Below are 13646 nucleotides of genomic sequence, written 5' to 3'. Positions count from 1 at the left end.
TATTCAAGGAGATCGCCCGTGAGTCTGACGGTTTCGACGGAGGCCGCCGCAGCGGCCGCCAACTATCCGCCGCAGGGTTTGACGCCCACGCACGAGCAGATCGTGCGGCATCTGCGGCATTCGAGCCGGGTGGCCGAGCGGGCGACGCTGCTGGGGCATCATCCGTTTGGCGCGGTGCTGGTCGGACCTGACCAGGAGACGGTGCTGATGGAACAGGGCAACGTCGACACGGTGAATCACGCCGAGTCGGTGCTGGCGCGCGTGGCGGCGTTGAACTTCACGCCTGAATATCTGTGGAGTTGCACGTTGTACACGTCGGTCGAGCCTTGCTGCATGTGTGCCGGCACGATGTATTGGGCCAACATCGGGCGGGTGGTGTTCGGCATGACCGAGAAGCGCTTGCTGGAGGCGACCGGCGATCACGCCGAGAATCCGACCATGAGCGTGGACTGCCGGTATGTCTTCGACCATTGCCAGAAACCGGTCGAGGTGATCGGACCGGTGCCCGAAGTGGAAGCCGAGGTGATGGCGGTGCAGCGCGGATTCTGGAGCAGCCGCTAGCGGTGCTTGTTGCGCTTGGTGCGCTTGCGCGAGAGAGAAGCGCGATGTGTGCACCCCTGCTTGAGTGCTCAAGCTCGCCGAGCCGACATGCATAGCATGCTTGGGTCATTGCGCGGCGTCGACCTGCATTTGCGCCGGCGCCAGCATCGCGATGCCGCAGAACCAGTCGCCGCCGCGCGGCTGATGTTTCCACTGTCCGCTGGTCGCCTTAAGCACGCTGGAACACTGCTCGCTCACCACGATCCCAGGATTCGCCGCCGTGCACTGACGCATCGCCACCTCGGTGAGTTGCGCGGGAGCCGTGAGCGGCCTGCGCCGCATGTCGGGGTCAACTGGCGTGGCGGATGGCGGCGGCGTGCCGGTTTGCATCCCTTCGATCAGCGTCTGCAGTTCCTCGATACGCGTCGCGTACCACGTCCCCAGACACGCCGCATCGCGGCAGTTCGCTTCACGCCATGCCCATTTGCTGTCGCTGTCGGTGAGAAAGGCGCGCCGGTTGCTGACCCGCCGACGCGCTTTCCAGTACAGTTGCCCCAGCGTGTCGTCGAGCTTCGAGAGCGCGGGGTTGTTGCAAATCATCTTCTCGGTTAGCGAGCGTCCCCGGTTGCAGTCGAAGCTGGTGGCATGGGCGACTGGATGCGCGAGCATCAGCGCGGCGATCAGAAGTGGGCGGATGACGGTCATTGCGGTCCCGGAAGTGCATGGCTTTTTCATGCAACGGATGATCGGCCGAGATGCCCGAACACGGACGTCCGAAAAACGCGTGACTTCAGGTGGGTGGTTACCAAATCTTGCCTCCCGCGGACGGCGGCAATCGACGGGGCAGTTGATTGGACGCTTGCAGGCACGTGCCGTGCAACTCGCCTATAAGCGGAGGCACGCGCGGCGCTACATGGCGAGGCGGCGTGCCGCGCGGGAACCACAAGCACTCACTACATCAGCAGGACCGGCCGGCAAGACACGCGGCGCTTGAAACGGGAGAAAAAATGAAACGACACCTCGTTCGATGTCTTAGATGTCTGTATGCGGCGGCCGGCGTGCTGGCCTTGCCCGCCGTGGCTTGCGCGCAGTCGCAGGCCTATACCAACACCACCGTCAACGTGCGCGCGGGCCCGGCGCCGGATTATCCGGTCGTGACGCAATTGCCCGGCGGAGTGCCGTTGAGCGTGATGGGGTGCATCAGCAGCTATCAATGGTGCGATGTCGCCGCGCCGAACCTGCGCGGCTGGGTGTATGCAGGCTCGCTCAGCTATCCGTATCAGGGCGCCAATGTGCCGGTAATGAACTACGGCACCGTAATTGGGCTGCCGATCGTGACGTTCTCCATCGGCTCGTATTGGGGCGACTATTATCGCGGCCGGCCTTGGTACGGTCAGCAATCGCGCTGGGCGCATCATCCGCCGCCACCTCCGCCGCGGCCGGGCGCGGGATGGCCGCCGGGTGGAAGACCGCCGGGGCATGACGGGGGAAGGCCGCCGGGTGGACCGCCTCCGGGGCACGGCGGAGGAAGACCGCCGGGTGGGCCGCCTCCAGGGAACGTTGGTGGGCGTCCGCCGGGCGGGCAGCCATCGGGCAATGCAGGTGGGCGTCCGCCGGGCGGTCAGCCACCGGGCAACGCGGGCGGACGGCCACCGGGTGGTCAACCACCGGGTAATGCGGGCGGACGGCCACCGAGTGGTCAGCCATCGGGTAATGCGAGCGGACGGCCACCGGGCGGCCAGCCACAGGGCAATGCGGGCGGACGGCCTCCCGGTGGTCCACAAGGTAACGCGGGTGGCCGCCCTCAAGGCAGTCCTCCGCAAGGCGGCGGAGGCAGGCCGCCGGGCGGCGGTAACGGCGGTGAAGGACAGGGCGGTGGCCACGGCGGCAACGGCGGTGGAGGACAGGGCGGTGGCGGCAGCGGTGGAGGTGGCCGGCCGCCGGACCAACACGGCTGAGCGCGATCTAGGCAAGTCGTCGCGAGGCGTCCCAGCGTAAATCGGGTTCCGCCTCCGCAACAGGCGGCGGCAGAACCCGAAACCCTGCCGGCGCGGCGCGCGCCGAGGGCGCCATCACCCGCTTGAGGCAAGTCGCCGCGCAGCTTCCCCCCGTGATTCGGGTTCCGACTCTGCAAAAGCGGAGGAACCCAAAACGCTACCCGCGCGGCGCCCGCCCAAAGCGCCATCACCCGCTCCAGAAAGGCCTTTGCGCGGTTTCCCCAACTCCATCAACCGGCCCGATTCGCCACGCCGTCTCCCATCCGCGACGAATTAAATTCGCCGGCCTCGCGTAAACCCCGGTGCGCCGCGTACACTAAGTTGCCGATGTCGGGTTAGGGGGCGCACATATGACTTGCGAAGCGACATCAGAAAACAAGCTGGAAGCAGCGCCTGAAGGCCGCTATGGATCGAATCTCGCCGAAGGCGTGGTGGCGTCGGAGCGCACGGTGTTGCGCTTGATCACCCGCAACACGCCGCTGCCGGAATTGCTTGACGAAGTATGCCGCCGCGCTGAAGCGCTGCTGGGCGAAGGCGCGTCCTGTTCAATCCTGTTGCTCGACGCCGACGGCGTCCACGTCAGAGTGGGTGGCGCGCCGTCGCTGCCGGCGCATTACAGCGCGGCGATCGACGGCACGGCGATCGGTCCACGGGCCGGCTCATGCGGCACCGCGATGTACGAGCGGCGCCTAGTCGTCGTCGAGGATATCGAAACCGATCCGCTGTGGGCTGACTTCCGGCACCTCGCGTTGCCGATCGGCTTGCGGGCCTGCTGGTCGGTGCCCTTTGAAAACGATTCCGGCGTGGTGCTCGGCGCCTTCGCGGTCTACTACCGCGTGCCGCGCCGTCCGGGCGCCGAGGAAGAAGCGATGCTGCGCGACATCGGGCACAGCGTCGGTCTCGCCGTGCATCAGGACACCATGGTCCAGCGCCTCGCGCACAGCGAGGAGCATCACCGGCTGGTGGTCGATCATCTGATCGAAGGAATCGTCGTGCAGTCGCGTGACGGCGTCGTGCTCGCCTGCAATCCGAGCGCGCAGCGCATCTTGCGCGCCACCCCGCAGATCGTCGGCCGCAGTATTCATACGGTGATGGTGCGCGCGTATCACGAAGACGGCTCGCTCGTCGTCGACGCTGCCCGCCCGACCGCGCAGGTGTTGAGCACCGGCAAACCGGTGCTCGGCGTGACGATCGGCGTGGAGCTGATCGGCGGCGACATTGTCTGGATCACCGAGAACGTCGTGCCGATCATCAAGCCGGGCGAGAGCGAACCCGGTTCGGTGCTGATCTCGTTCACCGACATCGGACCCGTGCGCGAGGCGCAGCGCCAACTCAAGTTCCTCGCCACCCGCGATTCGCTCACCGGCCTCTACAACCGCGCCTATCTCACCGAGCGGATGCGCGACCTGTTCACGCCGCACATGTCGTCCGGCATGGGCGAACTGGCGAGCGTCGCCGTGCTTTTCGTCGACCTGGACGGCTTCAAGAAGGTCAACGACACGGCGGGCCACGAGGCGGGCGACTCCCTGCTCTGCAGCGTGGCGGAGCGCCTCTCGGCGTGCATCGCGCCCGAGGACACGCTCGCGCGCGTGGGCGGCGACGAATTCGTGATCGTGATCAGCGCGTATGAAAACAGCGGGCATCTGATCGGCCTCGCGCGCCGCGTTCTCGACATGATCGCGGTGCCGTTCGCGGTGGCGGACAACGAGTACTACCTGGGCGCGTCGATCGGCATCAGCCGTTTTCCGGAAGACGGCCAGGACGTCGCCACGCTCATGCGCAACGCGGATTCGGCGATGTATCACGCCAAGCAGCGCGGCCGCAATAACTTCCAGTTTTTCACCGCCGAGCTGAATCAGCACCTGCAACGCCGCTTCACGATCGAGCAATCGCTGCGGCGCGCGCTCGCCGGCAACGAACTGAGCCTCGTCTACCAGCCGATCGTCGACAGCCACGACGGCCGCACGATCGGCGCGGAGGCGCTCCTGCGCTGGTACAACAGCGAGCTGGGCAACGTGTCGCCGGGGGAATTCATCCCCGTGGCCGAAGATGCCGGGCTGATCGTCGAGATCGGCGACTTCGTGCTGGCGCGGGCCTGCGAGCAGGTGGCGCAATGGCGGCGCACGCTGGCGCCGGAGCTGATCGTCGCTGTCAACCTGTCGCCGCGGCAGTTCAACGACGGCCTGGTGGAGCGGATCGAACGCTGTCTCGCGCAGTCCGGGCTCGAGCCGACGGCGCTGGAGCTGGAGATCACCGAACGGCTGCTGATGAGCGACAGCGAAACGGTCCTGCCGATGCTGAGCGCGCTGAACGCCATGGGCGTGCGCATTTCCGTCGACGACTTCGGCACCGGCTATTCGTCGCTGTCGTATCTGAAGCGCTTCCCGCTGCATAACCTGAAAATCGACCGCTCGTTCGTCGCGGGTTTGCCGGATCATCGCGATTCGATTGCGATTACTCAGGCCGTGGTGGCGATGGCGCACTCGCTCGGCATGAACGTCACCGCCGAAGGGGTGGAAACCGCCGAACAGGCGGCGTTCCTGCGCGCGATCGATTGCGACAAGCAGCAGGGCTATCTTTACAGCCGTCCGGTCGGGGCCAGTGCATATGCCCGCGCTTTGTGGGACGCACAGCTCAACGTCGCCGACGCCTCCTGAACCTGCCGGCCGTCCCGCACGCAAGCCCGGAACCCTTGCCGCGCTTGCGAATGCGGGCTTGCACGGCGCGCCGCGCGTACATCCCGACGGGATTGTTCGGTTTGCTGGACAAGTGACTTCGCGTTCGCGGTATTTATCCGCGAGGCCGGTCTCCCTAAAATCCTCCCATCGAAAGGTAAATTGAGCGCGATGCCGAAGCGGCGTCGTGCGATGGGAGTTGTCATGCCAGCTTTAATCAGAGACCAGCTTTACCGGCCGTCGGTGGTCCTACCGATGGTCGCCCTCATGCAGGTGATGGTGTCGCAAGATTTCAATCTCGGCCAGGTCGGCTGGGTGATGGCGTCACGCGGTGCACAGGCCGCGCTGCAACGTTCGCGCGAACTGATCTGCGCCGTGCATTGCCACGCCTGAGCACAACGGACGGAAAACAGCAGTCGTCCGCGACAATCCGCAACAATCCGCGGCAGTAGTGAGCAGCACAACATGGTGATTCCAGGGGCGAAGCGTAAGATGCTACGACCAGCACCCCAGCCTCGGGAGAGTCGCCATGCCACAGCACTTCGACGCAGTTGTGATCGGTACGGGACAAGGCGGCTCACCGCTCGCCGTGCGTCTCGCTAAAAGCGGCCGCGAAACGGCGGTCATTGAACGGGCTGCGTTTGGCGGCACCTGCGTGAACGTCGGCTGCACGCCGACCAAATCCTATGTGGCGAGCGCCCGCGCAGCGCATGTCGCGCGTCATTGCGCGGAACTCGGCGTGCAGGTGGGCGGCGCGATCAGCGTCGATCTGGCCGCGGTCAAGGCACGCAAGGACAAGATCATCGGGCAGTCGCGCGACGGCGTCGAAGCATGGCTGCGCGGCACGCAGAACATGAGCGTGTTCAAAGGCCACGCGCGTTTCACCGGACCGCGCGCACTCGCTATCAGCGGACCGGACGGCAATCTGCTCGACGAGATCAGCGCCGACGAAGTCTTCATCAATACCGGCACGCGCGCCGTCGTGCCGCCGCTCGACGGACTCGAGCGGATTCGCTACTACACCAACTCCAACCTACTCGATCTGACGGAATTGCCGAGTCATCTGGTGATCGTCGGCGCGAGTTATATCGCGCTCGAATTCGCACAGATCTTTCGCCGCTTCGGCAGCCAGGTGACCGTGCTGGTGCGCGGCGAACGCTTGCTCACGCGCGAGGATGCCGATTTCGCCGACTCCGTGCAGAAGGTACTCGCGCGTGAGGGTGTGGAATTTCGCTTCAATGTGCAGCCTTCGCGGGTGGAGCCGCATCCGCATCGCGAGAATGAAGTGTGCGTCGGCTTCGAGCAGAACATTCCCGCGCTCGAAGCATCGCACCTGCTGTTCGCGACCGGCCGTGAACCGAACACCGACGACCTCGGCCTCGCCGCCGCCGGCATCGCGGTGGACAAGCACGGCACGATTCCCGTCGACGGCCAGTTGCGCACCAACGTGCCGGGCGTCTGGGCGATCGGCGACGTCAACGGACGCGGCGCCTTTACTCACACCTCCTACGACGACTATCAGATCGTCGCGGCCAATCTGCTCGACGGCGCCTCACGCAGCGTCGATACGCGGATCATGGCGTACGCCGTGTTCGTCGATCCGCCGCTCGCGCGGGTCGGCGCCTCGGAGGCCGAAGTGCGCAAGTCCGGCCGCGACGCGCTGATCGCCACCATGCCGATGACACGGGTGGGCCGCGCGCGCGAACGCGGCGAGACCGACGGCTTCATGAAGGTGATGGTCGACAAGGAGAGCAAGCGGGTACTCGGGGCCGCGATTCACGGCATTGAAGGCGATGAGGCGCTTCACACGTTCATCGACATCATGACGGCGGACGCGCCGTATCCGACCTTGCAGTACGCGATGCATATTCACCCGACCATCAGCGAACTTGTTCCGACCTTGCTCGATGGACTCAAGCCCATGAAGTGAGCGGCGCGCACGAGCGGAGCACATACGATGAAGCGCGCAATAAGGAGCGGCAATCTGTTCGACCACGACGCATCCGCGGACGCGGGCGAGCAGATCGACGCGCTGGTCGAAGAGGGCGGCGTGAGCATCGAGCGGATCGTCTCGGTGGGCCACGCCAGCGCGCCGGGTTTCTGGTACGACAGTCCGCGCGCCGAGTGGGTCGTGCTGCTGAGCGGCGCGGCGGCGCTCGAATTCGAAGGCGAGGCCGAGCCTCACCCGATGAAGGCCGGCGATCACGTGCTGATCGGCGCGCATTGCCGGCATCGCGTGGCATGGACGAGCGAGCAGGAGCCCAGCGTGTGGCTCGCCGTCTATTACCCGGACGACGCTCCGACCTGAGCGCGGCAAACTGCCGATCGATCAGGCGCATCGACAAAGCGCCGGGCCATCGCGGATAATCGGCAACGGCGTGGGTCGTCTGCGGAACGCGGGCGACCGGTGCGCGCAACCGCATTCATCATCAGGAAATCAACCGATGGGCAAGGGACGTGTCGAAGCCTTCAGTGATGGCGTGATCGCCATCATCATCACGATCATGGTGCTCGAGCTGAAGGTGCCGGAGGGCTTCGATCTTGCCGCGCTGCGGCCTGTGCTTCCAGTGTTTTGCGCGTACGTGCTGAGCTTTATCTACGTCGGCATCTACTGGAACAATCATCACCACATGTTCCATGCCGTGCAGAAGGTCAACGGCGCGGTGCTGTGGGCCAACCTCCATCTGCTGTTCTGGCTGTCGCTGCTGCCGGCCGTCACGCATTGGGTCGGCGAAAACCATCTGGCTTCCTGGCCGACCGCGATGTACGGCGTGGTGCTGTTCATGTCGTCCATCGCATATTTCATTCTGATGGGCGTGCTGATCCGCGAGCACGGCAAAGACTCGGCGCTTGCGAGAGCCGTCGGCAACGATTTCAAGGGCAAGGTTTCGGTCGTGATCTATCTGACGGGTATCGCGCTGGCGTTTGTCGTGCCTTGGGTTTCGGCCGCGCTTTATACGCTCGCTGCCGCGTGGTGGCTGGTGCCGGACCGGCGCATCGAACACGTGCTGGAATCGTAAGCGTGCTGCTTGCGCTCAAGCTCGCGCTGGTGCCGGCGTTTCTCGCCGCGCTGACCGTGGCGGGACGCGTGTGGGGGCCGTCGGTGGCGGGCTGGCTCGCGGGGCTGCCGGTGGTCGCCGGGCCGATCGTGTTGCTGCTTGCGCTGGAGCGCGGGCCGTCGTTTGCGGCGCAGGCGTCGGCGGCTTCGATCGCGGCGATCGCCGCATCGGAAGCGTTCAATTTTGCGTATGCGTGGACTTGCCGGCGGGTGGCGTGGCCGCTCGCGCTGAGCGTCGGTATGGTCGGTTGGGTCGGCGTTGCATTTGTGCTCACGCAGCTTCCCGTTGGACTTGCATGGGCCGTGGTGGCGGCCTGTGTAGCCGTGGCGGTGTCGCAAAGCGGCTTGCCGCGCGTGAACGGTCACGTGCCCGCGGCGCGACTCGGACTCGGCGATCTTGCCGTGCGCATGCTCGCCGGGGCGCTGCTGACGGTCGCGGTGACCACGCTGTCCGCATCGATGGGCGCGACGTGGAGCGGACTGCTGTCGGTTTTTCCCTTGCTCGGCATCGTGCTCGCGGTGTCCGCGCAGCGCGCGCATGGTCCGGACTTCGTCGCCTTGCTGATGCGCGGCATGGTGATCGGCCGCGCCTCGTTCGCGGCTTTCTTTGCCGTGACGGCGACGATGCTGCCGCAGTACGGCGTGTGGATCAGCTTCGCGTGTGCCTTCGCGGTGTCGGTGATCGTGCAGGGCGCCACTAAACGGATGCTCGGCGCGAGACGGCCGGTGCAGGCGGTGTCGCGCGAACTCGCCGAGCAGCAGTCGACGGATTGAGTGGGCGGGATTTGCCGCGCTGATGACCGCGAAAAGCGGAGATGCCCGCTCAGCGAAACGACCGCGCACGCAGGCCGCTCATTTGCCCGATACTGCCAACATGACTTCGCGCACTCGACAACCCACACGCACACGAATCGGCCTGATCTCCGACACGCACAACCTGGTGCGCCCGGAGGCGTTGCAATATCTGGCCGGCTGCGACGCGATCGTTCACGCGGGCGACATCTGCAACGAAGCCGTGCTCGATGCACTCACGCGGATCGCGCCGGTCACGGCGGTGCGCGGTAACAACGACACCGGCGACTGGGCCGCGTCGTTGCCGACGCACACCACGCTGACCGTGCAGCAAGTGACGATTCTCGTCGTGCACGACATCGCCGATGTGGGCGCCGATCCGCGCAGCCAGGGGATCGACGTGGTGGTGACCGGCCATTCGCACAAGCCAATGATCAGCGAACGCGACGGCGTGCTGTTCGTCAATCCAGGCAGTGCAGGGCCACGGCGTTTCAAGCTGCCAATTTCTGCTGGAATCCTGATCGTCGAAGGTGCGCACGCGAGTGCGAGCTTCGATCCGCTGGTGTCATAAAAAAACGGGCCGGCAAATTTGCCGGCCCGCTCTCGGACTACTCGCGGCCAAGCCGCGCTAACCATCAAACAACCCGTGTTCAGGCACGTGCCGTAGCCGTAGCCGCATAACGTTCGTCCATCTCTTCGGCTTCACGCTCACCGCGCAACACCGCATGTGCTTCGGCACGCGTCGCAACGCACGGGCCCGAGCCCAGCAGCGGCTTGCGAGCGGTTTCGCGCAGTGCTACCACCGAGACGATACCGATCAGCGACGCGCCCATCAGGTAGTACGCGGGCATCATCAGATTGCCGGTACGGTCGACCAGCCACGCCGTCACGAGAGGGGTCGTCCCGCCGAACAGCGACACCGAAATATTGAAGCCGATCGCCAGCGCGCCGTAGCGGATTTTGGTCGGGAACAGCGCCGGCAGCGCCGACGGCATCACACCGGTAAAGCACGACAGCAGCACGCCCAGAATCATCAGGCCGCCGAACACCGGCAACACCGTGCCCATGCGGATCAGCAGCAGGGCGGGAATCGACAGCGCGAACAGACCCACGCAACCGAACAGCATCACCGGCTTGCGGCCGATCGTGTCGGACAGACGGCCGGCGGCGAGCGTCATCGGCATCATCAGCACCATTACGAGCAGCACGAGGAACAAGCCGTGCGTTTCGTTGAAGTGCAGCGTGGCCGACAGATAGCTCGGCAGATACGAGAGCGCCATGTAGTCGGTGACGTTGAAGATCAGCACGAGGCCGACGCACAGCAGCAGCGGCTTCCATTGCTGCGCGAGCAACTGACCGAACGACTGCTTCGGCACGGCTTTGTCCTCGGCTTCGCGTTGCTCGGCCTGCTTCTTGAACGCGGGCGTTTCTTCGAGCTTCATCCGGATGTACAGACCCACCAGACCCAGCGGGCCGGCGATCAGAAACGGCACACGCCAGCCCCACGAGAGCAGCGCGTCGTTCGAGAGCGTCGCGGTCAGCACGGCAACGGTGCCCGCGCCGAGCACGTAGCCGATCAGCGTGCCGAACTCGAGGAAGCTGCCCATGAAGCCGCGGCGCTTGTCGGTCGAGAATTCGGCGATGAAGGTGGCCGCGCCGCCGTACTCGCCGCCGGTCGAGAAACCTTGCACCAGACGCGCGACCAGCAGCAGCATCGGCGCGAAAATGCCGATCGTTGTGTAGCTGGGAATCAGACCGATCGCGAAAGTGCCGAGCGCCATCATGATCATGGTCATGGCGAGCACACGCTGCCGGCCGATGCGGTCGCCGAGCGGCCCGAACACCATGCCGCCCACCGGCCTCACGAGGAACGCCGCGGCGAACGTGCCGAACGTGGCGATCAACTGCGCAGCCGGACTGGCCGACGGGAAGAACACTTTGCCGAGCGTGACGGCGATGTAGCTATACACGCCGAAGTCGAACCATTCCATCGCGTTGCCGAGCGCCATGGCGCCGACGGCCCGCTTGAGGAGAGATTTGTCGACGACGGTGATGTCGTCGAGAGAGAGGCGTTGTTCTTCTTTGTGGTGTCGCCAGAAGCCGTTGCTGGAAGCGGTCAAGGTGAAAACTCCAATGACTGCGACGAAACTCATGATGCGCATGAACGTTCCGCCACGGTTGCTGGGAAGTGCGGTTTCGCGAGCAAGGCGAAAAGCATCTCCGTCGCCGTTGAAGGGCAATGGAGCGGGGCGCGATGGAAAACACAGCGCCCGTGCCTCGCGAGACAGATCGCGAAAAAACACTCGTCTAGATTGTGCTGACGTTGCACCTGCGTGGCCGTGGAAGGGGGGCAGGTGCATGAGGACGCCGGGGTGGCTGAAAGCCGGCCCATGCGCCGCGGGAAGGCTTGAAACGAAAAAGGCCGGTGCTTTATTCGCCGCTCACGGGTGACGCGAAACGGGGAAACGACCGACAAGCCTTCTTGTATAAAAACTGTTCAATTCGGGTTGGCACACGCACTGCGCGCCAGATTGAAGAGAACGTGAATGAAGGTGAAATGCTGTTGGAACGAGGCACATGATAGCACGATAACAGAGGATCGTGCAAACCCGCTGTCCGCCGAGGGCCCCGGCGGGCACGCTCAATCCCTTGCGGGGCGGGGGATCGAGCGGATCCTGGCGGTCTGGAAAAGGGGCTTAAGACCGTGCGGAAATGTACCGTTTGGAGAGTTTCCCCGGCGGTGTTGGAGGCGCGAATCGGTGGTCTCGATCGGTGCATCCGGTTGCGCGCGCAGACGAAAAAAATCCGCGCACGCGGCGCGGATTTCGGTCATGCAGTTTAAAAGCGCGAAAGCCTTTACTTTACTCAGCCGACGGCGGCACATAACCCTGTGCCGTGTCCGCGCCTTCACCGAAGAAAAACTTTTCGGTCTGCTTCATCAGATATTGGCGGGCGCGCGGATCGGCCATGTTCAGGCGGTTTTCGTTGATCAGCATGGTTTGCTGCTTCAACCAGGCCTGCCAGGCTTCCTTCGAGATGCCTTCGTAGATCCGCTTGCCGAGTTCGCCGGGCAGCGGCGGGAAATCGAGGCCTTCGGCTTCCTTGCCGAGCTTCGCGCATTGAACCATACGAGTCATGCTGTGCTTCTCCTAAAATCGGTGTGGGGGCGGACAGTCGCTATATAGGGCCGTTCAGAGCTGTTTCATCAGCACGAGCGACTTGCGCTGCCAGTTATAGAGTCGGCGGCGGTCTTCCGGGAGGTCGTCGACCGTGACCTTGACGAAGCCGCGCTTCAAAAACCAGTGTTCGGTACGCGTGGTGAGCACGAAAATGCGCGTCAGGCCGCGCGCCCGCGCGCGCTGCTCGATGCGCTTCAACAGCCGTTCGCCGTCGCCGGTGCCTTGCGCTTCGGGCGCGACCGTCAGGCACGCCATTTCGCCGATGCGCTCCTGCGTGTACGGATACAGCGCCGCGCAGCCGAACAGCACGCCATCGTGCTCGATCACCGAGAAATGATCGATGTCGCGTTCAATCTGGTGACGCCCGCGCCGCACCAGCGTGCCGTCCGATTCGAGCGGCTCGATCAGCGCGAGAATGCCGCCGACGTCGTCCGGCGTGGCTTCGCGCAGGCTTTCGAGGTTCTCGTACGAGATCATCGTGCCCACGCCGTCGTGCAGGAACAGTTCGAGCAGCAGGCTGCCGTCGAGCGCGTAGGGGATGATGTGCGCCCGCGCCACGCCGCCGCGGCAGGCGCGAATCGAGTGCTTCAGATAGAAGCCCGCGTCGCCGGTGACTTCACCGCTTTCGTGCAGCTTGTAGGCGTCGTCGAGCGACAGTTCGCGCACCAGTACGGGGCCTTCTTCGCCGGCTTCCATCAGGCCCGGCGTTTCGGTCAGGAACACGATCTTGTCGGCGCGCAGCGCGATCGCCGCGGCGGACGCCACGTCTTCCATGGCCAGATTGAAGGCTTCGCCGGTGGGCGAGAAGCCGAGCGGCGAGAGCAGCACCAGCTTGCGGCTTGCGAGCGAGTGGCGGATCGAATCGGCGTCGATCTTGCGCACCACGCCGGTGTGAGCGAAATCGACCCCGTCGAGAATCCCGACCGGCCGCGCCGTCACGAAGTTGCCCGACACCACGCTGATGTGCGCGTGTGCCATCGGCGTATTCGGCAAGCCCTGGCTGATCGCCGCCTCGATATCCAGACGCACTTCGCCGGCCGCTTCTTTCGCGGATTCGAGCGCGCGTGCGTCCGTAATGCGCATGCCGTGCGAAAACTCGGACTCCACCCCGTGCAGGCTCATCTGCTCTTCGACCTGCGGGCGCGAGCCGTGCACCAGCACGATCTGGATGCCCATGGCCTGCAGCAGCGCGATGTCGGAGACGAGCGCGTTCAGGAGCCCCTGATGCACCACCTCGCCGCCGAACCCGACGACGAACGTCTTGTTACGGAACGCATGGATGTAAGGGGCGACTGAGCGCATCCAGTCGACGAATTGCGCGTGCTGGGCGAGATCTTCCGTTGCGCCGGCGGGGGCCGGAGCGCTCGCGGGCGCGGGGACGAGGTCGGTTTGGGAATTCATGCCG

13 protein-coding genes are annotated in these 13646 nt (G+C 64.9%); 9 read left to right on the top strand and 4 right to left on the bottom strand.

Going from position 1 to position 13646, the window contains the following annotated elements:
- Positions 1-18: 18 nt before the first annotated feature.
- A complete protein-coding gene (locus BPHYT_RS13045; protein WP_012433622.1) occupies positions 19-561 on the top strand; it encodes a nucleoside deaminase in 543 nt (180 codons plus the stop codon).
- 105 nt (positions 562-666) lie between these two features.
- Here the strand turns inward: BPHYT_RS13045 and BPHYT_RS13040 are convergent, their stop codons facing one another.
- The gene (locus BPHYT_RS13040; protein ID WP_012433621.1) at positions 667-1245 is read right to left on the bottom strand and encodes a lysozyme inhibitor LprI family protein; all 579 of its coding nucleotides are present in this window, start codon (positions 1243-1245) and stop codon (positions 667-669) included.
- A gap of 302 nt (positions 1246-1547) precedes the next feature.
- Between BPHYT_RS13040 and BPHYT_RS37280 the strand changes: the two genes are divergently transcribed.
- The 8 genes from BPHYT_RS37280 to BPHYT_RS13000 all read left to right on the top strand — a co-directional run bounded on the left by BPHYT_RS37280 (position 1548) and on the right by BPHYT_RS13000 (position 9633).
- The gene (locus BPHYT_RS37280) at positions 1548-2498 is read left to right on the top strand and encodes an SH3 domain-containing protein (protein ID WP_012433620.1); all 951 of its coding nucleotides are present in this window, start codon (positions 1548-1550) and stop codon (positions 2496-2498) included.
- A gap of 389 nt (positions 2499-2887) precedes the next feature.
- Entirely contained in the window at positions 2888-5194 is a 2307-nt protein-coding gene (locus BPHYT_RS13030; RefSeq protein ID WP_012433619.1) for a putative bifunctional diguanylate cyclase/phosphodiesterase, read from the top strand.
- 222 nt (positions 5195-5416) lie between these two features.
- On the top strand, positions 5417-5605 hold the full coding sequence (locus BPHYT_RS13025; RefSeq protein WP_012433618.1) for a hypothetical protein: 189 nt from the start codon (positions 5417-5419) through the stop codon (positions 5603-5605).
- A 136-nt stretch (positions 5606-5741) separates the two neighbouring features.
- Positions 5742-7142 (top strand): FAD-containing oxidoreductase, encoded by a 1401-nt coding sequence (locus BPHYT_RS13020; protein WP_012433617.1) that lies wholly within the window; start codon positions 5742-5744, stop codon positions 7140-7142.
- Positions 7143-7169: 27 nt separating this feature from the next.
- A complete protein-coding gene (locus BPHYT_RS13015; protein WP_012433616.1) occupies positions 7170-7520 on the top strand; it encodes a cupin domain-containing protein in 351 nt (116 codons plus the stop codon).
- Between the two features lie 136 nt (positions 7521-7656).
- Positions 7657-8232, top strand: coding sequence for a TMEM175 family protein (locus tag BPHYT_RS13010; protein ID WP_012433615.1), 576 nt, complete (start codon positions 7657-7659; stop codon positions 8230-8232).
- A gap of 5 nt (positions 8233-8237) precedes the next feature.
- Positions 8238-9044, top strand: coding sequence for a hypothetical protein (locus BPHYT_RS13005; protein ID WP_041759002.1), 807 nt, complete (start codon positions 8238-8240; stop codon positions 9042-9044).
- A 100-nt stretch (positions 9045-9144) separates the two neighbouring features.
- Complete coding sequence (locus BPHYT_RS13000; protein ID WP_012433613.1) at positions 9145-9633, top strand: metallophosphoesterase family protein; 489 nt, start codon at positions 9145-9147, stop codon at positions 9631-9633.
- Positions 9634-9712: 79 nt separating this feature from the next.
- Here the strand turns inward: BPHYT_RS13000 and proP are convergent, their stop codons facing one another.
- The 3 genes from proP to argA form a co-directional block, all read right to left on the bottom strand.
- The gene (gene proP / locus BPHYT_RS12995) at positions 9713-11215 is read right to left on the bottom strand and encodes a glycine betaine/L-proline transporter ProP (protein WP_238535656.1); all 1503 of its coding nucleotides are present in this window, start codon (positions 11213-11215) and stop codon (positions 9713-9715) included.
- 708 nt (positions 11216-11923) lie between these two features.
- Positions 11924-12199, bottom strand: a complete 276-nt coding sequence (locus BPHYT_RS12990) for an oxidative damage protection protein (protein WP_012433611.1) — start codon at positions 12197-12199, stop codon at positions 11924-11926.
- A gap of 54 nt (positions 12200-12253) precedes the next feature.
- Complete coding sequence (gene argA / locus BPHYT_RS12985; RefSeq protein WP_012433610.1) at positions 12254-13642, bottom strand: amino-acid N-acetyltransferase; 1389 nt, start codon at positions 13640-13642, stop codon at positions 12254-12256.
- Positions 13643-13646: the final 4 nt, after the last annotated feature.

Origin of the sequence: Paraburkholderia phytofirmans PsJN, assembly GCF_000020125.1 — a bacterium.
Taxonomy (GTDB): Bacteria; Pseudomonadota; Gammaproteobacteria; order Burkholderiales; family Burkholderiaceae; genus Paraburkholderia; species Paraburkholderia phytofirmans.
This window is presented reverse-complemented; position numbering and strand designations above follow the sequence as displayed.